Here is a 20647-nt window from a genome sequence, read left to right as displayed (position 1 = left end):
TGCGGAGAGCGCTGACATGGCGGGTGAACGGGGCCTTATGGCCGGCAAGCGCGGCCTTATCCTTGGCATCGCCAACAATCGCTCGATCGCTTACGGCATCGCCAGGGCCTGTGTCGATCACGGCGCCGAGATCGCGCTGACTTATCAGGGCGAGGCGTTCAAGAAACGTGTCGAGCCGCTCGCGGCGGAACTGGGCGCGCATGTCGCCGGCCACTGCGATGTGACCGACCCGGCCAGCCTCGATGCGGTGTTCGCCGATATCGCCAGCCATTGGGGCAAGCTCGATTTCCTCGTCCACGCTATCGCCTTTTCCGACAAGGACGAGCTGACCGGCCGCTATGTCGAGACGACGCGCGATAATTTCCTGCGCACCATGGATATTTCGGTCTATTCCTTCACGACCATTGCCAAACGTGCCGAGGCGCTGATGACCGACGGCGGCTCGCTGCTGACGCTGACCTATTACGGCGCGGAAAAGGTGATGCCGCACTACAACGTCATGGGTGTCGCCAAGGCGGCACTCGAAGCCAGCGTGCGCTATCTGGCCGTCGATCTCGGCGCCAAGAAGATCCGTGTCAACGCGATCTCCGCCGGCCCGATCAAGACGCTTGCCGCATCCGGCATCGGCGATTTCCGCTATATCCTGAAATGGAACGAATACAATTCGCCGTTGAAGCAGACGGTCACGCAGGAGGAGGTTGGCGATTCCGGCGTCTATTTCCTGTCCGACCTTTCGCGTGGCGTCACCGGCGAGATCCATCATGTCGATTCCGGCTATCATGTTGTCGGCATGAAGGCGGTCGACGCGCCGGATATTTCGACGGTCAAGGACTGACGCCACCGCCTGACCTCCTCCGGAAGACCTGATGTACCCGCTCGTCTATATCGTGCGCCACGGCCAGACGGCGTGGAACGCCGAGGCCCGGCTGCAGGGGCAGGCCGATACCGACCTCGACGAGCTTGGCCGCGAGCAGGCTAGCCGCAACGGGCGCAGGCTGGCCGAACTCATCGACAAGCCCGAAGATTTCGACTTTGTCGCCAGCCCGATGCGGCGCACGCGCGAGACGATGGAGCGCCTGCGCGCGGCGATGAAGCTCGATCCGCACGCCTATCGTACCGAGCCGCTGCTCGTGGAATTGAGCTTTGGCGACTGGCAGGGTTTCACCTTTGCCGAACTCGAGGCGAACAATCCTGGTTCGACCAGGCGCCGCCGGCTCGATAAATGGAATTTCCAGCCGCCCGGCGAAGGCGCCGAAAGCTATCAGATGCTGCTCGAACGGGTGAAGCCGTGGTTCGACGCGCTCGATCGCCAGACGGTCTGCGTGACCCATGGTGGCGTCATGCGCGTAATGTTCCGCTTGGTACTGGGGATGTCCGAACAAGATGCGGTCAGCATGGACGTGCCGCAGGACCGCGTGCTCAGACTGGACGGCCGGCGCCTGGAGTGGCTTTGAGACCGATGACGCAGCGTATGTTGAGATCAGGTCGGGCCGGCATCAGCTGAATGTCGACGCGTCCTACTCGGTCGATCCGGTGTCCGGCAGTTCCATATCGGTGACGACATTCTCGCCATTCGTCACGTCATAGGCGAGGACGATGTCCATGCCTGGCTTCAGCGCATCGAGGTCGGTTTCGGCGTTCAGCTTGTAGGACTTGCCGTCGTCCAGCGTCAGCGTCAGCGCATCCTTGTCGACCTTCTTGATCAGGCCTTCGGTCTGGCCGGCGAAGGCGGCGGTGGAAATCAACAGCGTGGCGGCAACAGCGCCAATCAGGATACGCATCATCGTCCTCTTTAATCATTGCCGGTACAGCGGCTCGGTCCAACGGAACGGAACTGAGCAGAAACCAATCGAATGTGTCAAAACTAAATCCGCCGGATCACAGTTTGACCACTGTGGAAAACGCCAATAGAAGGCAGGCGACAGCGCCGCGCGTCCTCCTGGACGCGCAAAGGACGCTGTAGCACTTTTGATTTTGTGCATGATCCTTTCCGAAAATCGCTCCGATTTTCGGGGTTATGCGCTAGGCCGGCTCCGACGCCGGCAGGGCTGGTTCCATGTCGCACAACACGTTCGGCCATCTTTTCCGCGTCACCACCTGGGGCGAAAGCCACGGGCCGGCGTTGGGCTGCGTCGTCGACGGCTGTCCGCCAGGCATCCGCTTCACTCGCGACGAGATCCAGGCCGAACTCGACAAGCGCCGCCCCGGCCAGTCACGTTTTGTGACGCAACGTCGCGAACCGGATGAGGTGAAGGTCCTGTCCGGCTTCGTCCTCGATGAGGACGGCGAGACGATGATCACGACCGGCACGCCGGTGTCGATGCTGATCGAGAATGTCGACCAGCGCTCGAAGGATTATGGCGACATCGCCCGCCAGTTCCGGCCGGGCCATGCCGATTACACGTACGAGGTCAAATACGGTCTGCGCGACTACCGCGGCGGCGGCCGCTCCTCGGCGCGTGAGACGGCGGCGCGGGTGGCGGCCGGAGCGCTTGCCCGGAAGGTCGTGCCCGGCATGGTGGTGCGCGGCGCGCTGGTGTCCATGGGCGATAAATCGATCGATCGCGCCAATTGGAACTGGAATTTCGTCGGCGACGCCGAAAACCCGTTCTTCACACCTGATCCGGCGTCCGTCGCCGTCTTCACCAAATATCTGGACGGCATCCGCAAGGCGGGCTCCTCGGTCGGTGCGGTCATCGAGATCGTCGCCGACGGCGTTCCGGCCGGGCTTGGCGCGCCGATCTATGCCAAGCTCGACCAGGACATCGCCGCCGGCCTGATGTCGATCAACGCCGTCAAGGGTGTCGAGATCGGCAACGGTTTCGAGGCCGCCCGCATCACCGGCGAGGAGAATGCCGATGAGATGCGCATGGGCAATGACGGCAAGCCGGTCTTCCTGTCCAACAATGCCGGCGGCATTCTCGGCGGCATCTCGACCGGCCAGGCGATCGTCGCGCGTTTCGCCGTCAAGCCGACCTCGTCGATCCTGACGCCGCGAAAGTCGATCGACAAGGACGGTAACGACGTCGAGATCATGACCAAGGGCCGGCACGATCCGTGCGTCGGCATCCGCGCTGTACCGATCGGCGAGGCGATGGTTGCCTGCGCCATTGCCGATCATTATCTGCGTCATCGGGGACAAACGGGAAGGCAGTAGGGAGTAGAGTAGGGGAGTAGGTTACGCAGCTCCCACGACAGCATTTTTTCCTTTTCTCTACTCCCGTACTGCCCTACTCCCCTATTCCCTGCGAGCGAAGCGAGCACTTATGCCTTACGACCAGAAGAAGATCGTCGAAGCCCTGCGCGCCTTCGAGCGCGGCGAGATCGTCGTCGTTATGGACGATGACGGCCGCGAGAACGAGGGCGACCTGATCGTAGCCGCCGTCCATTGCACGCCGGAAAAGATGGCGTTCATCGTTCGCAACACGTCGGGCATCGTCTGCACGCCGATGCCGCGCGAGGAAGCCAAGCGGCTCAACCTGTCGCCGATGGTCGCCGACAATGATTCGGCCCACACCACCGCCTTCACCGTCAGCGTCGATTTCAAGCACGGCACCACGACCGGCATTTCGGCGGACGACCGTACTCTGACTGTCCGCAACCTCGCCAACGGCAATGTCGGCGCCTCCGATTTCGTCCGGCCCGGTCACATCTTTCCGCTGATCGCACGCGAAGGCGGCGTGCTGATGCGTTCGGGCCATACCGAGGCCGCTGTCGACCTCTGCAAGCTCGCCGGCCTGCCGCCGGTCGGCGTGATTTCCGAGCTGGTCAACGATGACGGCACCGTCATGCGTGGCCCGCAGGTGCAGGCCTTCGCCGAAAAGCACGGGTTGAAGCAGATCTCGGTTGCCGACCTCATCGCCTACCGGCAGCGCAAGGAAACGCTGGTCGAGCGTGTCGCCTGTTCCGACATTGAGACGGCAGGCGGCAAGGCACAGGTCTTCACCTACACGCTGCCCTGGGATTCGATGCATCATGTAGCGATCGTCTTCGGCGACATCCGCGACGGCGAGGAGGTGCCGGTGCGCCTTCATTCCGAGGACGTGGTCAGCGACGTGTTCGGCACCAGCCACAGACTGGACGCCATCATGAAGACGATGGGCGAGCGTAAGCGCGGCGTCATCGTCTATCTGCGCGAAGGCTCAGTCGGCGTCGCCCATCAGGAGCGCAAGCGCCCGGCTGCCGGCGACCGCGAGGATCACGAAGAGGCTCGCCGCCGCGAAAACGAATGGCGCGAGATCGGCCTCGGCGCGCAAATCCTCAAGGATCTCGGAATTTCCTCGATAAATCTGATCGCCTCGCGCGAGCGCCATTATGTCGGCCTCGAAGGTTTTGGCATCCACATCGCCAAGACCGAGATTCTTTAGGCCATTCTCACGGTGCTGGTATGCGTCCGGCCCCGGCTCGGGGCCGGACGCACCGGAAACTATTCCGCAGCGACCGCGGCTGCGTCGCATGCCGCCATGTCGCAGTTCGGCGCGGCAAGGCTGCGCTGGCCGGCGAGCACGATGGCCAAAGCGATTGTGCCCGATGCCACCGATACCCAGAACCCGTTCTGCGCGCCGAAAGCGTCCACCACCCAGCCGGCGGCGAAGGAGCCGAGCGCCATGCCGATGCCGATGCCGGTCATCACCCAGGTCACGCCCTCGGTCAGCACCGCCTCCGGCACGCGCCGCTCGATCAGGCCGAATGCCGTGATGAAGGTCGGCGAGATTGCCACGCCGCTGACGAAGACGGCCAGTGCCAGCAGCGGCACGGTGTCGGCGACGAGCAGCGGCAGCGTGGTGAGCGCAATGATGGCGATTGCGATGGCAAGCTGAATCTGCAGCGGCACTTTCAGGTTCAGGGCGCCGATGACGATGCCGACGACGAACGATCCGAGCGCGTAGACGCCGATGACGAAGCTGGCGGCGCCCGGCTGGCCAAGCTCCTTGGTGATCGCCACGGTGCTCACCTCCGTGGTGGCGAAGGTCGCGCCGATGAAGATCAGGGCCAAGGTGATGATCTGGACCGGCCGCAGGCGGATTGCCGAGCCGCCCGAACCGTGTTCCACCGGTCGCGCTCGCGGTTCGGTCGAGCGCTGCAGGATGAAGGCCGTCGAACCGAAGGCCAGGAACAATGTGCTCGCGAGCACTCCCGCTTCCGGGAAAAGCGCGACACTCAGTCCGACCGACAGCGATGCGCCGGCGATGTAGACCAGTTCGTCCGCCGCCGACTCGAAGGCGAACGCCGTGTTCAACTCGGGGCGGTTGCGGAAGATTTCGGTCCAGCGTGCGCGCACCATTGCCGGGATGCTGGGCATGACGGCGGCGAGCAGCGCCGAGACGAATAGCGTCCATATCGGCCAATGCTGATTGGTCGCTGCAATCAGGATCGCGAAGGCGAGCGCGGAAATCATGGTGGTCGGCACCACAATCCGCGTCTGGCCGAGGCGGTCCACCAGTCGCGATACCTGCGGGGCGACGAAAGCGTTGGCCAGCGCATATGTCGCGGAAACGGCACCGGCCAGCCAGTATTGGCCATCGGTCTGCGACAGCATTGCGACGATCCCGATCGGAGCCATGGCCATCGGCAGCCGGGCAACGAACCCGGCGGCAGCAAAGCCCTTGGCGCCCGGCGCGCGAAAGATCTGGGAATAGGGATTTTGCATGGTCTGGCTCCTCGACAACGGCCGGTTCGGCGATTACATACGTAGCGTATGAGTTTAAATAGATCATACGTGGCGTATGTCAATTGGCATGCGAAGCGTATGTTAATAGGGCCAGTGCATGCACAAACCACGCAAGGAGATGATTGCCGAGACCCGCGCCAAACTGATTGCCGCGGCGCGCCAGGCCTTCGGCACGCTCGGCTATGCCGAAGCCTCGATGGATAACTTCACGGCATCGGCCGGGCTGACGCGCGGTGCGCTCTATCATCACTTCGGCGACAAGAAGGGCCTGCTCCAGGCGGTTATCGCCGAGATCGACGCCGAAATGGCAGCCCGGCTGAAGGTCGTTTCGGCCAAGCCGGACAATCTCTGGCAGGGCTTTGTCGACGAATGCACCGCCTATATCGAGATGGCGCTGGAGCCGGAGATCCAGCGTATCGTGCTTCGCGACGGGCCGGCGGTGCTCGGCGATCCATCGCAATGGCCAAGCCAGAGCACATGCATCCGCTCGATGACAGAGAGCCTGCAAAGACTGAGCGACGAGGGGACAATTCTCGCCGTCGATCCCGAAGCCGCGGCAAGGCTGGTCAGCGGCGCCTCGCTGCATGCGGCGCAGTGGATCGCAAATTCGAACGATCCCGAAGCGACGTCGAAGAAGGCAGTGAAGGCGTTCAAGGTTCTTCTGGAGGGGCTGCTCAATCGCACCGGCAGGCTGCATCAACCTGATCGACCGTCAGCGATGCAGCCCGAGGTTGACCGATCACCGGCCTGAGATCATCTTTTCGCCAATCCCAGGCGGCTCGCGGTGGGCTCGGCCGACGCCGGTTGCCTAAACCCTGTTGAACATCGCGTCACCAGCGCGCGAAAACATGGCCAAAGCGGTAAGGCGCGCCTATATCGGGGCATGGTCACGAGACTTTACACGCATCCGATTTTCCTCGAGCACATAACACCGCCCGGTCATCCGGAGCGGCCGGACCGTCTGCGCGCCATAGAGCGTGTGCTTGACGACGAGGCCTTCGCGGCGCTCGATCGCGTCCAGGCGCCTGAAGGCGACGAGGCAACCATTCTCTACGCGCATCCGCCCGAATTCGTCGAACGTGTCCGTGCAGCGATACCGGACACCGGCATCGCCCGTATCGACGCCGATACCACCGCCAGCCCGAAGAGCTGGCAGGCTGCCGTGACCGCGATCGGAGCTGCCAACGCCGCGGTCGATGACGTCTTCACCGGCCGTGCCGAGAACGTCTTCGTCGCCGCACGGCCGCCCGGCCATCATGCCGAAAAGACCACCTCCATGGGTTTTTGCCTGTTCAACACCGCGGCGATCGCGGCACGCTACGCGCAGAAGAACCATGGCGCCGGCCGTGTCGCCGTCGTCGACTGGGATGTGCATCACGGCAACGGCACGCAGGACATCTTCTGGGACGATCCGTCGGTGCTCTATTGCTCGACACACCAGATGCCGCTTTACCCGGGAACCGGCGCCGCGAGCGAAACCGGCGCCGGCAACATCGTCAACGCGCCGCTGGCGCCGCAGAGCGGCAGCGATGTTTTCCGTGACGCCTTTCTGTCACGCATCCTGCCGGCGCTCGACAATTTTGCGCCCGATCTCATCATCATCTCCGCCGGTTTCGACGCCCACCACCGCGATCCGCTGGCCGAGATCAACCTGACCGAGGATGATTTCGACTGGGCGACCGGCCAGTTGCTCGAACGAGCCGGGCGCCATAGCCGCAACCGGCTCGTCAGCGTTCTCGAGGGCGGCTACGATCTGCAGGGATTGGCATTTTCGGTCGCCGCCCATGTCGGGCGGCTGATGAAGGGATAGATGATGGCTGGTGAGACCAACGAGGACGTCAAGGCGATGAGCTTCGAGCAGGCGCTCGAGGCGCTGGAACGGATCGTCGACGATCTGGAGCGCGGCGACGTGCCGCTCGACCAGTCGATCCGCATTTACGAGCGCGGCGAGGCGCTGAAGGCGCATTGCGACCGGCTGCTGAAAGCGGCCGAGGACAAGGTCGAGAAAATCAGGCTGTCGCGTGACGGCAAGCCGGTGGGGACAGAGCCGCTGGATGCGGACTGAGGCGCGGCCTCGAACGACGATTGTGCTTACCGGCTTTGGACATCATCACGATTGAGGGTAAAACTCATCCCGTTTGAAACGGCTCCAGGACGAGAGGAGATTGCGAACGATGTGCAGAAACATCAAAACCCTGTTCAATTTCGATCCGCCGGCAACCAATGACGAGGTCCGCGATGCCGCACTTCAGTTTGTCCGCAAGCTGAGCGGAACGACACGGCCGTCGAAACAGAACCAGCATGCGTTCGACCATGCCGTCGAGGCCATTGCCGCCTCGGCGCGTGAATTGCTCGACAGCCTCGAGACGACGCAGCATCCGCGCAATCGCGAAGAGGTGGCGGCCAAGGCGAAGGCCAAATCTGCACTTCGCTTCGCCTGAGGGGACCGCGTGAGCTTCTTTCCCGGAAACGATCCGCAGATGGGCGATGCCTTCGCCAGCGATCAGATCGAACTGATGGTCATTCCGAATGCCAAGGACATCGGCGGATTTCAGGTTCGCCGCGCCTTGCCGACGGCCAGGCGCCGGCTGGTCGGACCCTTCATCTTCTTCGACCGCATGGGTCCAGCCGTTCTGCGGGCCGGCCAGGCGCTCGACGTGCGCCCGCATCCGCATATCGGCCTGTCGACGGTGACTTACCTGTTCGACGGCAAGATCAGGCACCGCGATTCGCTCGGCACCGAGATGGTGATCCAGCCCGGCGACGTGAATTTGATGACCGCCGGCCGCGGCATCGTCCATTCGGAGCGCACGCCGGAAGAACTGCGCGGCTTGCCGATGTCGGTTTCCGGCCTGCAGACATGGCTGGCGCTGCCGGACGGCAAGGAAGAGGTCGCGCCGGTCTTCGAAAACACCGCGGCCCTGCGCCTGCCCGAAATCGATGCAGAGGGTGTCAGCGGCCGTATCGTCATCGGTGCATTGTCCGGGCTGCGCTCCCCGGTCGCCACCGCTTCGGACACGCTCTATGCCGATCTCAGGTTGGCGCCGGGTGCCAGCGTGAAGATCCCGGCCGACGCCGAGGAGCGCGCCATCTATACGCTGGCAGGCGAGGTTTCGATATCCGGTGACCGCTTCCCGGCCGAGCGGCTGCTGGTTTTCCGGCCCGGCGATGAGATCGTTGTTTCATCGGAGGGCGGCGCCCATTTCATGCTGTTTGGCGGCGCTTCGCTCGGTTCGAAACGTTATATCTGGTGGAATTTCGTATCGTCCTCAAAGGAACGCATCGAGCAGGCGAAAGAAGAATGGAAGACGGGCCGCTTCGATATCGTTCCTGGAGACGAGCAAGAGTTCATCCCGCTGCCCGAAAGCTGATGCGCGTTACCGCCACATTTACATTCGCCGGCCAGCGGCATATTTCACGATGAACAGAAAATCTGACCAGGCTCGCAAACAGTGAACGCAAAGCCCGATACGCCGCTTCTCGACAAGGTCCGCGTCCCAGCCGATTTGCGCACGCTTGCCGAAGCCGACCTGCCGCAGCTGGCGTCAGAGCTTCGCGCCGAACTGATCGACGTCGTTTCCCACACCGGCGGCCATCTCGGCGCCGGCCTCGGCGTGGTCGAACTGACTGTCGCGCTGCACTACGTCTTCAACACGCCGGACGACCGGCTGATCTGGGACGTCGGCCACCAGGCCTATCCGCACAAGATCCTGACCGGCCGCCGCGACCGCATCCGCACGCTGCGGCAGGAGGGCGGCCTGTCCGGCTTCACGCGTCGCGTCGAGAGCGAATACGATCCGTTTGGCGCAGCCCACTCCTCAACCTCGATTTCAGCCGGCCTCGGCATGGCGATGGCGCGCGATCTGTCCGATGGCCGCAACAATGTCATTGCCGTCATCGGCGACGGCGCCATGTCGGCCGGCATGGCCTACGAGGCGATGAACAATGCCGGCGCACTCGATGCCCGGCTGATCGTCATCTTGAACGACAACGACATGTCGATCGCCCCGCCGACCGGTGCGATGAGCGCCTATCTGGCGCGGCTCGCCTCAGGCAAGACCTATCTTGGGTTGCGCGATTTCGGCAAGAAGCTGACGTCCTATCTTGGCGAGCGCGCCGATCGCGCCATCAAGCGCGCGGTCGAGCACGCGCGCGGTTACGTCACCGGCGGCACGCTGTTCGAGGAGATGGGTTTCTACCACATCGGTCCGATCGACGGTCACAACCTCGAGCACCTGATCCCGGTGCTGAAGAACGTCCGCGACAATGCCGACGGCCCGGTGCTGATCCATGTCGTGACCCAGAAGGGCAAGGGCTACGCCCCGGCCGAGGCCGCGGCCGACAAATATCATGGCGTCAACAAATTCGACGTCATCACCGGCGCCCAGGCCAAGGCGCCCGCCAATGCGCCGAGCTATACGAAGGTGTTTGCCGAAAGTCTGATCCAGGAGGCCCGAGAGGACGACCGCATCGTCGCCATCACCGCCGCCATGCCGAACGGCACCGGGCTTGACCTGTTCGGCGAAGCGTTTCCGGCGAGGACCTTCGATGTCGGCATCGCCGAGCAGCATGCGGTTACCTTCGCCGCCGGCCTTGCCACGGAAGGCTTCAAGCCTTTCGCCGCGATCTACTCGACCTTTCTCCAGCGCGCCTACGACCAGGTCGTCCACGACGTGGCGATCCAGAAATTGCCGGTGCGCTTTCCGATCGACCGCGCCGGCTTCGTCGGCGCCGATGGTGCCACCCATTGCGGCGCCTTCGACACGACCTTCCTGGCGACGCTGCCCGGTTTCGTCGTCATGGCCGCGGCCGATGAGGCCGAGCTGCGCCACATGGTACGCACCGCTGCAAGCTTCGATGACGGCCCGATCGCCTTCCGCTACCCGCGCGGCAACGGCGTTGGCGTCGAGATGCCGCAACGAGGCTCGGTATTGGAGATCGGCAAGGGCCGGATCGTCAGGGAAGGCACCAAGGTTGCGCTGCTTTCCTTCGGCACCAGGCTGCAGGATTGCCTTGCCGCGGCCGAGGAGCTTGGCGCGGCCGGGCTTTCGACCACGGTCGCCGATGCCCGTTTTGCCAAGCCGCTCGACGAGGACCTGATCCGGCGGCTGGCCCGTTCGCACGAGATCCTGGTGACGGTGGAAGAGGGCGCGGTCGGCGGCTTCGCCAGCCATGTGCTGCAGTTCCTGGCCCATGAAGGGCTGCTGGAGAGCGGCTTGAAGGTGCGCCCGCTCGTGCTGCCCGACGCCTTCGTCGACCATGCCAAGCCGGAAAAGATGTATGCCGATGCCGGGCTGGACAGCGCCGGCATCGTGCGCACTGTGTTCGTGGCGTTGGGGCATACCGCGCAGGCCCAGCGCGCCTAGTTTTTAGACGCATGTCCCGCGACGCCGAAGCGATTCAACTTGGCTGCAAGATGCCGGTCTGAATCAAAATCTCAACTGCTTGAATCAAATTGCCGGCGAACAGTCGTAACGTGCTGTTTACGCTGCTGGTTTCCGGCCGCGCACGCAGGTGTCCGGCGACAGCAGCGACGGTCTGACGCCGGCCGTCGAACGGCGGGTTTCGCGGAAGATATTCTAAAGCATGATCCCGAAGAGACTCTAGAAACTAGAACCACATATCCCGCACGCAGCGACCATCTCTCGGCAAATCCTCGAATGTATCGAGACCATCGAAATGGTCGATCGGGAGATCGGCGACGGCCTCGGGCGGCGCAAGCCTCACATTGACGGCGATGCGGTAGCGCCCAGCCGCATCGGGACGCAAACCGCGCCAGGCCAGGACGCAAGCGCACGTTGGACAGAAGAGAATCTCAAGTGAAGGATGAGCCTTTCCGACGCGACTATAGGCGCTTACGGGCCCGGCAAGGCGGATGCGTTCGTCGATATAGTCGTAAGCCCAGAGCGTGCCGTAGCGGCGGCAAAGTGTGCAGTTGCAGGCAGTGACCGAACCGGGATCGCCCTCCAGGGTCCAGCGGGCGGCACCGCAGTGGCAGGTTCCCGTCAGCATTTCCTCCTCCGCGTTTCGACCACAAAACGGCATCTCGTTCTTAGCATTGCGTCGCGCCTGGCGCGAGGTTCGACTGGTAGCGGAGCGGCTTGATGCGTTCACCGCTTTTCCAGCCATGCCTTGTCTCATCGCCAATATCCTTGCCATCATCGTTGGCATTCGCCATGAAGGCCGATGACTTCCCTTCCGCCAGCCAGCATACGCCAGAGGCTCGACGAATTGCTCGTCCACCGCGGCCTGTTTGCCAGCCGCTCGCGTGCCCGCGATGCCGTGGCGCGCGGCACCGTGACGGTCGATGGCATCGTCGCCCGCAAGCCAAGCCAGGCCGTTCTGCCTGAGTGCAACATCGTCGTTGACGATCCGGCGCAAGGTTACGTGTCGCGCGCCGCACTGAAGCTGAAGGCTGGTCTCGACCATTTCGGCCTCGACCCCACCGGCAGCGAAGCCCTCGATGTCGGCGCCTCGACCGGCGGCTTCACGCAGGTGCTGCTCGAACGCGGCGCGGCGCATGTCACGGCGATCGATGTCGGGCACGGCCAGATGCACTCCGATGTTGCCGGCGATCCGCGCGTGACGGTAATTGAAGGCCTGAATGCGCGCGAACTGTCGGCAGCCGATCTCGGCGGCCGTGTGCCGGATTTCATCGTCTCGGACGTCAGCTTCATCTCGCTGAAACTGGCGCTGCCGCCGGCGCTTGCCTTGGCCGGGAACGGCGCAAAGGCTGTGTTTCTGGTCAAGCCGCAGTTCGAGGCCGGCCGCGAGGCGATCGGCAAGGGCGGCCTGTTGAAGGACCCCTATGATGCGGCGCGCATTGCCGGCCTGATGCAGGACTGGCTCGATGCCATTCCCGGCTGGCGCTCGCTGGGGCTGCATCTGTCGCCGATAGAAGGCGGCGACGGCAACCGCGAGTTCCTACTCGGCGGCATCAAGGACGTCGAGACCCAGAAGCGATGAGCACCCGTTTCACGATCGCAAGGTTGGGCTCGCAGGGCGACGGCATCGCCGAGACGGAAACCGGCGAGGTTTTCATTCCGTTCGCGCTGCCGGGAGAGGTCGTCACCGCCGCGCGGGAGAAAGATCGCGCCACCTTGATGTCGGTCCTTGAGGCTTCGCCGTTGCGGGTCGATCCGCCGTGCCGGCATTTCGGCGCATGCGGCGGCTGCGCCGTCCAGCATCTCGAGACTGAAGCCTACCACCGGTGGAAGCGCGAAAAGGTCGTGCATGCGCTGAAGAGCAAGGGCATCGCTTGCGATGTCGGCGCGCCGGTGCCGTGCGCGCCGCACACGCGCCGCCGCGTCGTCTTCACCGCCCGGCGGAGCGAGGCGGGAATGCAGTTCGGTTTCGTTCGCGCGCTGTCATCCGAGATCATTTCGATCGAGGAATGCCCCATCTCGCTGCCGCAGATCGTCGCTGCGCTCGACCGTTTGAGGATGCTTGCCGGGCTGATCTGCACCACGACCAAATCGTTCCACATGGCGGTAACGGTGACCGGTTCCGGCCTTGATGTCGCGGTTCACGATTCCGGCAAGCTCGGCGAGAACCAGCGCCGCGTCGCGTCCAACTTCGTCGTGGCCGAGGGGCTAGCCAGGCTGTCGATCGACGGCGAGATCATTATCGAACCAAAGAAACCGGTCGTCCTGTTTGATGGCGTCGCCGTCGCAGTGCCTCCGGGCGCTTTCCTGCAGGCAACCGAGGCTGCCGAACAGGCGATGGCCAACATTGTCGGCCAGCATTTCGCGCGCGCCAAAAAGGTCGCCGATCTCTTCGCCGGCTGCGGCAGCTTCGCGCTGCGCCTGGCCGCAAGATCGGAGGTTCACGCGGTGGAAGGCGATGCGGCAGCACTCGCGGCGCTCGACCGGGCATTCCGTTTCGCCAGCGGCCTGAAGCGGGTGACCGGCGAACGTCGCGACCTGTTCCGGAGGCCGCTCACATTCAAGGAGTTGAATGCCTTTGACGGCGTAGTCTTCGACCCGCCCCGCGCCGGCGCCGAGGACCAGTCGAAGCAGATCGCGCGCTCCGACGTGCCGCTGGTCGCCGCGGTGTCCTGCAATCCGGCAACGCTGGCGCGGGATCTTCGCATCCTCCTCGATGGCGGTTACGCCCTGAAGAGCGTAACCCCGATCGACCAGTTCCTGTGGTCGCCACATGTCGAGGCAGTGGCATTGCTGGAGAAGCCCAAGAGAAGGCGCTAGCAGCATTTATCGGGCGTGAAATGCGCACTAAAAAAGCGCATTTGAGCGTACGCCGGTCAAATATTCTAGGAAATTTATAATGAGCCAAAGCCTTTGATATTTCGGCATCGCGCTGCGGCGAGGAGCGGACGCCGTTTCTCTCGTCGAAGCGGATGGCTGAACTGCTCGGGAACTGGCGGGCCTGAGCGGCATCGCCCGCGACACGTTTGCCGCTAAGACCGGAGCGCGCAAGGTCGACGCCGCATTGAGCCCCATCATTCGTATTCTGGCGACGGCCGGCGAGATGACCGGCGATCAAGTGCGTGCAGCGATCTGGTTCAAACATCAGCCGATCCCGGCTGGGTGGGAAAGACCGCCTATGATCTGGTTCGCGAAGGCAAGACGGATAAGGTTCTCGCTTACCTGCAGGCCGCTCGTTCCGGTATCTATGCCTGAACGGTCGCCTTCATGCCAGGCTGGGTGGCCATAAACTGCTATGCTTCTTGCACGCCGTCATATCCAGCCGCCTGCGCTGCCGTGACGAACTTACGATCAAAAGTCGCGAAGCCAACGCAGTGAGCAGATTTGCCCAGATGCAGCGCATCAGCGAAATCCAATCCCCTTTCCGAGAGGTCGAGCGCGGACGACACGACCGTCCCGTCTTCCACCTCTACCGTAGGGAGCCCGCTAAACGCCCGTAGCGTGCGGGCGATTTCGAGCGGTGCCAAACCGTAGGCGCTGCGCAACACCCACTCGACCTCCAGCATTACCGTGACGGCGACAAAGACTGGCTGGCTATCGATCAACGCGCGGGCGCGGGAAGACTGAGTCGGGTGATCGTCCGTCAGGTAGCGGACGATCAGGTTGGTATCAATCGCGAGCATGGCGCCGCCGCGCTTCGGCGAGCACGCCCGCGTCCATTTCTTCCAACGTCTTCGGTCTGCCGCTATAGCGCAGCGATCCAAACACGTCCTCTGGCCGCGTCTCGGCGAAGACTGGCGCAGGCTTCAGTAGCACTCCCTCCGGGGTATCTTCGACCAGAAGGCGTGTGCCGGCGTCCCATTCTCTCCGTTTCCGGATCGAACTGGGCAGGATGACCTGTCCCTTGGTCGAGACGGTGGTCACGAGCTTTTCCGCGGCAGCCATGATGGCGCTCCTCTGGATGTAAGACGAACGTAAGATAAGTGAAGATCGCGCCCAATTCAAGGCTCGAATAGCTCAATGGGACGACAGGACGGACAGGGTGTTCGAAACAGCGACGCCGGACCGCCGGCCGCATCAAACCCTGGTGCCGCCGACCGTCATCTGGTTCATCCTGAGATGCGGCTGGCCGACGCCGACCGGCACGCCCTGTCCGGCCTTGCCGCACATGCCGATGCCGGTGTCGAGCGTCATGTCGTTACCGATCATCGCCACACGATGCATGGCATCCGGCCCGTTGCCGATCAGCATGGCGCCCTTGATCGGCTGCGTTACCTTGCCGTTCTCGATCATGTAGGCCTCGGTGCAACCGAACACGAACTTGCCCGAAGTGATGTCGACCTGGCCGCCGCCGAACGACACGGCATAGATGCCGTTCTTGACCGAGGCAATGATTTCCTCCGGCTCCATGTCGCCTGCGGTCATGTAGGTGTTGGTCATGCGCGGCATCGGCTCGTGTGCGTAACCTTGGCGCCGCCCGTTGCCGGTGGCTTTCATGCCCATCAGACGCGCGTTCTGGCGGTCCTGCATGTAACCGACCAGCTTGCCATCGTCGATCAACACGTTGTGGGCAGAAGGCGTGCCTTCATCGTCGACGGTCAGCGAACCACGCCGTTCGGGAATGGTGCCGTCGTCGACGACGGTGACGCCTTTCGCCGCCACCTGCTGGCCAAGCAGGCCGGCGAAGGCAGACGTCTTCTTGCGGTTGAAATCGCCTTCCAGCCCGTGGCCGACGGCCTCGTGCAGCATGACGCCCGGCCAGCCGCTCGACAGCACGATGTCGAAAGTGCCGGCAGGCGCGGGAACCGCTTCGAGATTGACCAGTGCTTGCCGCAGCGCCTCCTTGGCCGCATGCTTCCAGCTGTCCTCGATCAGGAACTCGCCAAAATCCTTGCGCCCGCCCATGCCGTAGGAGCCGCTCTCCTGGCGGTCACCGTCGCCGACCACCACCGACACGTTGATCCTGACCAGCGGGCGGATGTCGCGGACCATCTGGCCATCAGCGCGCACGATCTCGACATGCTGCCAAGAGGCGGCGAGCGACGCCGTCACCTGCCGGACGCGCGGGTCCTCCGATCGCAGCCAGGCATCGATTTCCTGAAGCAGCTTGGCCTTGGTCTCGAAGGAAGGCGAGGGGATAGGGTTTCCGTCACCGTAGAGATGGCGGTTGGTGCGGGCGGGAGCCGCAGCAAGCCTGCCGGAATAGCCGCTCTTCACCGTCGAAACCGCGTCGGCGGCGCGCAGCAGCGAGGCTTCGGAGAGATCACTGGAATGGGCGTAGCCGCTGGCCTCGCCGGCGACTGCGCGCAGGCCAAAACCCTGGTCGGTGTTGAAATTGGCGGTCTTCAGCTTGCCATTGTCGAACATCAGCGCTTCGCTTTCGCTGTATTCGAGAAACAGTTCACCGTCGTCGGCGCCGTTTATAGTCTCGGCGACGATCTGCTTGATGCGATCGTCGGAAATGTCGAATTGGCCGATCAGGCTGTTCATGGCGCTGGCCTCTTGAGAAGTGATTTACGGCATGTAGGCGCCTGGGCGCCGTTCGGCAACTTCACGGTGGAACACCACGACCTAAGTCAAGCGGCGTGCCATCATGATTTCGTCGATCTCCCTGCCTTCATGAAGAAAGCCGGCCGGTATGCAGCCTACTTCGTGAAAACCTTCTCGTTGATAGAATCGTATGGCCGCTGGATTTTCAGCACTTACAGCCAGCTCGACCTGCCTTATGCCCAATGCTCGGGCGTGATCGAGCAGCAGATTGAGCATCTTGACGGCGTATCCGCCGCCACGCTCGCTGCCGCGCAAATAGACCATGACGATCGTCGCGCGGTGCGCCATCTTGCTGGCCGGCTGGCGCATCAGGCCCATTATGCCGACAGGTTCCCCGCTCCGAAAGCTGACGACAACCAGGTTGTTCGTCAGGCGCCGCCGCCATTCCTCGTCGGGAAGTTGCTCCCATTCCGCTGCGCTGCTGGCGAAGGCTTCGGGCGCAGCGCGCAAAGCCTCCAGGCGAATTCGCCTGAATATCTCGAAGTCGTCCGCATCGAGCAGTTTCAGCGTCAACGTGCAGCCTCAAGGCAGGGCGGCAAAGCCGTCGGCGAAACCCTTGAGGTCGACGGGAATGCCGATGCCCTCCTCCGGCGTCTGGAAGACGATGAAGGTGGCGGACGTACCGGTCTTCAGCGTGTCGAGCAGCGGCTTTTCCAGGATGACCTCGGCGTAGCAGCCGTCCTGGAAACAGCGCACGAAATAGGCGCGGCCGATATCCTTGCCGTCGACATTGAGGCCGAGCCCGTTGGGCAACAGCACGCCGAGCGGCGCCAGCACGCGAAGGATTTCGGCCTTATTGTCGGCTGTACGCAGCACGACGACGGAAAGACCCATTTCCGGGCGGTCCTCGGCGACGACGTTCTGCATCATCACGCATTGTTCGGACGTAGCACCGGCCGGCGTATCGCAGATGATCGACCACGCCCCATGCGTCGACTTCACCGTGCCGCTTGGCTGCGCGGCATTGGCCAGGCCGGCGCCGGGCAAGGCTATTGCGGCGGCAACAAGGATGACCTTCGCCAAGGTTCTCGAAAGCCAAGGGTTCATGACGGCTCCATTGCGAATCACGGCACTTTAAGCCGCACTAAACCCAAGTAAAGGACGAGACCCCGGCGATCTGCCCCGACACAGGCGACAATGCGCTTTTCCGCGCCAATTTCGCCCTAATTGCGACGGTTCCGCGCGCCGCGCGGCTCATTCTACTCGGATGTCGCTCTGGTGATTCGCGGCGAGCCGTCACCGCACGAAGCCAGCGCCGCGCTTGCGCGCAAAAATGCCGCACGGGTTCCGGCGCTCCTTTCTTGCGGAGGCAAATAGAGTATGGTTTGAACCAGCCTTGAATTGTCCGGGATTCCCGTCCCGGCATTGTTCGACATTCTTGCGGTCCGATCGCGAGGAACTGGGAGATGACGAGGGCGATGAGAAAATTCCTGGCAACCGCCAAAATCGTAGCTAGTGCCGCCGCCACGTTGTTTGCCGCTGCATCGGCTCGTGCAGCCCAGCCCCAACCTTGGGAAACCAGTTTTCAGCCTCCGGCGACCGACATTATGAGGCAGATCGAGTGGTTCGGGAACTACTCGTTCGCGTTCATCATTGTGATCACCGCCTTGGTGCTTTTCCTGATCGCCTACTGCATTTTGCGGTTCCGGGCGAGCGTCAACCCGACCCCGTCGCGCACCAGCCACAACACGCTGATCGAGGTCATCTGGACTGTCGGTCCCGTCGTCATCCTGCTCTGTCTCGCCATTCCCTCGTTCCAGCTGCTGACCGCGCAGTACACGCCGCCGGAAGAAGCCAAGCTGACCGTCAAGGCGACCGGAAATCAGTGGAACTGGGACTACGAATACCAGGTCGACAATACGCTTTCCTTCAATTCCGCGATCCTTCAGGATGCCGACAGGGCTGCTGCCGGCAAGGAAGATCGCGCCGCGTATCCGCGCCTGCTCGCCGTCGACAATGAGATGGTGGTGCCGGTCAACACCATGACCCGGGTGCTGGTGACGGCGACCGACGTCATTCACGCGTTTGCCATGCCGTCCTTCGGCATCAAGACCGATGCAGTGCCGGGCCGCATCAACGAGGTATGGTTCAAGGCCGACAAGGAAGGCCTCTATTATGGCCAGTGCTCGGAACTCTGCGGCAAGGACCACGCCTTCATGCCGATCGCTATTCGCGTCGTCTCCGATGCGCAATACAAGACCTGGCTGGCGGCAGCCAAGACCGACCTTCCCGGCGCCAACAAGGCGCTGATGGCCGAGGTCGATGGCACGAACAAGGTAGCGGCCGCCGGCAACTGATGCCGCGACCAGAAAAGATTCAGGGAACGGAGCCGATCATGGCAGACGCTGCAGTTCACGACGACCACGACCACAAGCCGTATCATGGCTGGGTCCGGTGGGTGTATTCGACCAACCACAAGGACATTGGCACGCTTTATCTGATCTTCGCGATCATGGCGGGCTGCATCGGTGGGGCCTTGTCGGTCGTCATGCGCATGGAATTGCAGGAGCCGGGCATCCAGATATTCACTGGCCTGGCGCAGATGGTCTACGGCATGAATGGTGACGCCGCCATCGACGGCGGCAAGAGCATGTACAATGCTTTCACCACCGCGCATGCGCTGATCATGATCTTCTTCATGGTGATGCCGGCGCTGATAGGCGGTTTTGCCAACTGGATGGTGCCGATCATGATCGGCGCGCCGGACATGGCCTTCCCGCGCATGAACAACGTCTCGTTCTGGCTGCTGCCGCCGGCTTTCATCCTGCTGATTATCTCGGCCTTCGTCCCGAGTGCGCCCGGCGCCTACGGCGTCGGCGGCGGCTGGACGCTTTATCCGCCGCTATCGACATCGGGCCAGCCCGGACCGGCCATGGACCTGGCGATCCTTTCAATCCACATCGCCGGCGCCTCCTCGATTCTTGGCGCCATCAACTTCATCACCACCATCTTCAACATGCGCGCGCCCGGCATGACCATGCACAAGATGCCGCTGTTCGCCTGGTCGGTGTTGATCACCGCCTTCCTGCTGCTTCTGTCGCTTCCAGTGTTGGCTGGCGGCATCACCATGCTGTTGACCGACCGTAATTTCGGCACCACCTTCTTCGCCCCGGACGGCGGCGGCGATCCGATCCTGTTCCAGCACCTGTTCTGGTTCTTCGGCCATCCGGAGGTCTACATTCTGATCCTCCCGGGTTTCGGCATCATCAGCCACATCATCTCGACCTTTTCGAGGAAGCCGGTGTTCGGCTATCTAGGCATGGCCTATGCGATGGTTGCCATCGGCGCGGTGGGCTTCATCGTCTGGGCCCACCACATGTACACGACGGGCCTGTCGCTCGACACCCAGCGCTATTTCGTCTTTGCCACCATGGTCATCGCGGTGCCGACGGGTGTGAAGATCTTCTCGTGGATCGCCACCATGTGGGGCGGGTCGATTTCGCTCAAGACGCCGATGCTGTGGGCGATCGGCTTCATCTTCCTGTTCACTGTTGGCGGCGTCACCGGCGTGCAGCTGGCCAATGCCGGCCTCGACCGCCCGCTGCACGACACCTATTTCGTGGTCGCGCACTTCCACTACGTGTTGTCGCTGGGCGCGGTCTTCGCCATCTTCGCCGGCTGGTACTACTGGTTCCCGAAAATGACCGGCTACATGTATTCGCCGGTGATCGCCAACACCCACTTCTGGGTCACTTTCGTCGGCGTCAACCTGGTCTTTTTCCCGCAGCACTTCCTCGGTCTTTCCGGTATGCCGCGTCGCTATATCGACTATCCGGATGCCTTCGCCGGCTGGAATATGGTGTCGTCCTACGGCTCGTACATCTCGGCTGTCGGCGTCGTCATCTTCCTGTTCGGCGTCTTCGAGGCGTTCCAGAAGAAGCGTGTCGCCGGCGCCAATCCTTGGGGCGAGGGTGCGACCACGCTGGAATGGCAACTGCCTTCGCCGCCGCCGTTCCACCAGTGGGAACAGTTGCCGAAGATCAAGTAGGCGGTTGCCTCCTTTAATACGGAACCGCCGGCCGACCGGCGGTTTTGGCCAACG

General features: G+C 62.9%; 22 protein-coding genes and 1 pseudogene. 15 read left to right on the top strand and 8 right to left on the bottom strand.

The features are described from left to right. The first annotated feature begins 16 nt into the window (after positions 1-16). Positions 17-835 carry an enoyl-ACP reductase FabI gene (gene fabI, locus NKJ12_RS06290; RefSeq protein ID WP_352476656.1) on the top strand — a complete coding sequence of 273 codons (819 nt, stop codon included), beginning with the start codon at positions 17-19 and terminating at the stop codon, positions 833-835. Between the two features lie 31 nt (positions 836-866). Next, a complete protein-coding gene (locus tag NKJ12_RS06285; RefSeq protein ID WP_352476657.1) occupies positions 867-1454 on the top strand; it encodes a histidine phosphatase family protein in 588 nt (195 codons plus the stop codon). Between the two features lie 63 nt (positions 1455-1517). Here NKJ12_RS06285 and NKJ12_RS06280 read toward each other — a convergent pair whose 3' ends face one another. Further along, positions 1518-1781 carry a DUF1344 domain-containing protein gene (locus NKJ12_RS06280; RefSeq protein ID WP_023716902.1) on the bottom strand — a complete coding sequence of 88 codons (264 nt, stop codon included), beginning with the start codon at positions 1779-1781 and terminating at the stop codon, positions 1518-1520. Positions 1782-2056: 275 nt separating this feature from the next. Between NKJ12_RS06280 and aroC the strand changes: the two genes are divergently transcribed. Beyond that, a complete protein-coding gene (gene aroC, locus NKJ12_RS06275; protein ID WP_352505225.1) occupies positions 2057-3157 on the top strand; it encodes a chorismate synthase in 1101 nt (366 codons plus the stop codon). 109 nt (positions 3158-3266) lie between these two features. Next, on the top strand, positions 3267-4367 hold the full coding sequence (gene ribB, locus NKJ12_RS06270) for a 3,4-dihydroxy-2-butanone-4-phosphate synthase (RefSeq protein WP_254818438.1): 1101 nt from the start codon (positions 3267-3269) through the stop codon (positions 4365-4367). A gap of 59 nt (positions 4368-4426) precedes the next feature. Here the strand turns inward: ribB and NKJ12_RS06265 are convergent, their stop codons facing one another. Further along, positions 4427-5650, bottom strand: coding sequence for an MFS transporter (locus tag NKJ12_RS06265; RefSeq protein ID WP_352505224.1), 1224 nt, complete (start codon positions 5648-5650; stop codon positions 4427-4429). A gap of 118 nt (positions 5651-5768) precedes the next feature. Between NKJ12_RS06265 and NKJ12_RS06260 the strand changes: the two genes are divergently transcribed. From NKJ12_RS06260 to dxs, 6 genes are all read left to right on the top strand, one after another. Continuing rightward, a complete protein-coding gene (locus NKJ12_RS06260; RefSeq protein ID WP_352505223.1) occupies positions 5769-6422 on the top strand; it encodes a TetR/AcrR family transcriptional regulator in 654 nt (217 codons plus the stop codon). A gap of 132 nt (positions 6423-6554) precedes the next feature. Then, entirely contained in the window at positions 6555-7481 is a 927-nt protein-coding gene (locus NKJ12_RS06255; RefSeq protein ID WP_352476662.1) for a histone deacetylase family protein, read from the top strand. Positions 7482-7484: 3 nt separating this feature from the next. Beyond that, entirely contained in the window at positions 7485-7736 is a 252-nt protein-coding gene (locus NKJ12_RS06250) for an exodeoxyribonuclease VII small subunit (RefSeq protein WP_031211056.1), read from the top strand. A 109-nt stretch (positions 7737-7845) separates the two neighbouring features. Next, complete coding sequence (locus NKJ12_RS06245; RefSeq protein WP_023716908.1) at positions 7846-8112, top strand: DUF2277 domain-containing protein; 267 nt, start codon at positions 7846-7848, stop codon at positions 8110-8112. A gap of 9 nt (positions 8113-8121) precedes the next feature. Continuing rightward, on the top strand, positions 8122-9042 hold the full coding sequence (locus NKJ12_RS06240; protein WP_352505222.1) for a pirin family protein: 921 nt from the start codon (positions 8122-8124) through the stop codon (positions 9040-9042). Between the two features lie 81 nt (positions 9043-9123). Continuing rightward, positions 9124-11037, top strand: a complete 1914-nt coding sequence (gene dxs / locus NKJ12_RS06235; protein WP_352476664.1) for a 1-deoxy-D-xylulose-5-phosphate synthase — start codon at positions 9124-9126, stop codon at positions 11035-11037. A gap of 244 nt (positions 11038-11281) precedes the next feature. On the opposite strand, the gene NKJ12_RS06230 is transcribed toward dxs, so the two are convergent. Then, the gene (locus NKJ12_RS06230) at positions 11282-11683 is read right to left on the bottom strand and encodes a GFA family protein (RefSeq protein WP_352505221.1); all 402 of its coding nucleotides are present in this window, start codon (positions 11681-11683) and stop codon (positions 11282-11284) included. 174 nt (positions 11684-11857) lie between these two features. Here NKJ12_RS06230 and NKJ12_RS06225 point away from each other — a divergent pair, with 174 nt between their 5' ends. From NKJ12_RS06225 to NKJ12_RS06215, 3 genes and pseudogenes are all read left to right on the top strand, one after another. Beyond that, positions 11858-12637, top strand: coding sequence for a TlyA family RNA methyltransferase (locus NKJ12_RS06225; RefSeq protein ID WP_352505219.1), 780 nt, complete (start codon positions 11858-11860; stop codon positions 12635-12637). Next, on the top strand, positions 12634-13875 hold the full coding sequence (locus NKJ12_RS06220) for a class I SAM-dependent RNA methyltransferase (protein ID WP_352701610.1): 1242 nt from the start codon (positions 12634-12636) through the stop codon (positions 13873-13875). Before NKJ12_RS06225 ends, NKJ12_RS06220 begins: the two co-directional genes overlap by 4 nt. Positions 13876-13973: 98 nt before the next feature. Next, positions 13974-14310 (top strand): annotated as a pseudogene (locus NKJ12_RS06215) (antitoxin Xre/MbcA/ParS toxin-binding domain-containing protein). A gap of 38 nt (positions 14311-14348) precedes the next feature. Here NKJ12_RS06215 and NKJ12_RS06210 read toward each other — a convergent pair. The 5 genes from NKJ12_RS06210 to NKJ12_RS06190 all read right to left on the bottom strand — a co-directional run bounded on the left by NKJ12_RS06210 (position 14349) and on the right by NKJ12_RS06190 (position 17652). Next, positions 14349-14738: a type II toxin-antitoxin system VapC family toxin gene (locus tag NKJ12_RS06210; RefSeq protein ID WP_352505217.1), complete on the bottom strand. Its 390-nt coding sequence runs from the start codon at positions 14736-14738 to the stop codon at positions 14349-14351. Beyond that, a complete protein-coding gene (locus NKJ12_RS06205; RefSeq protein ID WP_254818449.1) occupies positions 14725-15000 on the bottom strand; it encodes an AbrB/MazE/SpoVT family DNA-binding domain-containing protein in 276 nt (91 codons plus the stop codon). Before NKJ12_RS06205 ends, NKJ12_RS06210 begins: the two co-directional genes overlap by 14 nt. Before the next feature lie 132 nt (positions 15001-15132). After that, on the bottom strand, positions 15133-16545 hold the full coding sequence (gene tldD / locus NKJ12_RS06200) for a metalloprotease TldD (RefSeq protein ID WP_352505216.1): 1413 nt from the start codon (positions 16543-16545) through the stop codon (positions 15133-15135). Positions 16546-16626: 81 nt separating this feature from the next. After that, positions 16627-17118 carry a GNAT family N-acetyltransferase gene (locus NKJ12_RS06195; protein ID WP_352505215.1) on the bottom strand — a complete coding sequence of 164 codons (492 nt, stop codon included), beginning with the start codon at positions 17116-17118 and terminating at the stop codon, positions 16627-16629. 9 nt (positions 17119-17127) lie between these two features. Beyond that, complete coding sequence (locus tag NKJ12_RS06190) at positions 17128-17652, bottom strand: invasion associated locus B family protein (RefSeq protein WP_254818452.1); 525 nt, start codon at positions 17650-17652, stop codon at positions 17128-17130. Positions 17653-18023: 371 nt separating this feature from the next. Between NKJ12_RS06190 and coxB the strand changes: the two genes are divergently transcribed. Both coxB and ctaD read left to right on the top strand, forming a co-directional pair. After that, positions 18024-18902: a cytochrome c oxidase subunit II gene (gene coxB / locus NKJ12_RS06185; RefSeq protein ID WP_352701609.1), complete on the top strand. Its 879-nt coding sequence runs from the start codon at positions 18024-18026 to the stop codon at positions 18900-18902. A 38-nt stretch (positions 18903-18940) separates the two neighbouring features. Continuing rightward, positions 18941-20593 (top strand): cytochrome c oxidase subunit I, encoded by a 1653-nt coding sequence (gene ctaD / locus NKJ12_RS06180; protein WP_352476671.1) that lies wholly within the window; start codon positions 18941-18943, stop codon positions 20591-20593. The last annotated feature ends 54 nt before the right edge of the window (positions 20594-20647 follow it).

Source organism: Mesorhizobium sp. M0195 (assembly GCF_040322115.1).
GTDB lineage: Bacteria > Pseudomonadota > Alphaproteobacteria > Rhizobiales > Rhizobiaceae > Mesorhizobium.
Note: the sequence above shows the minus strand (reverse complement) of the source record. Positions and strands in the feature narration are given on the sequence as shown.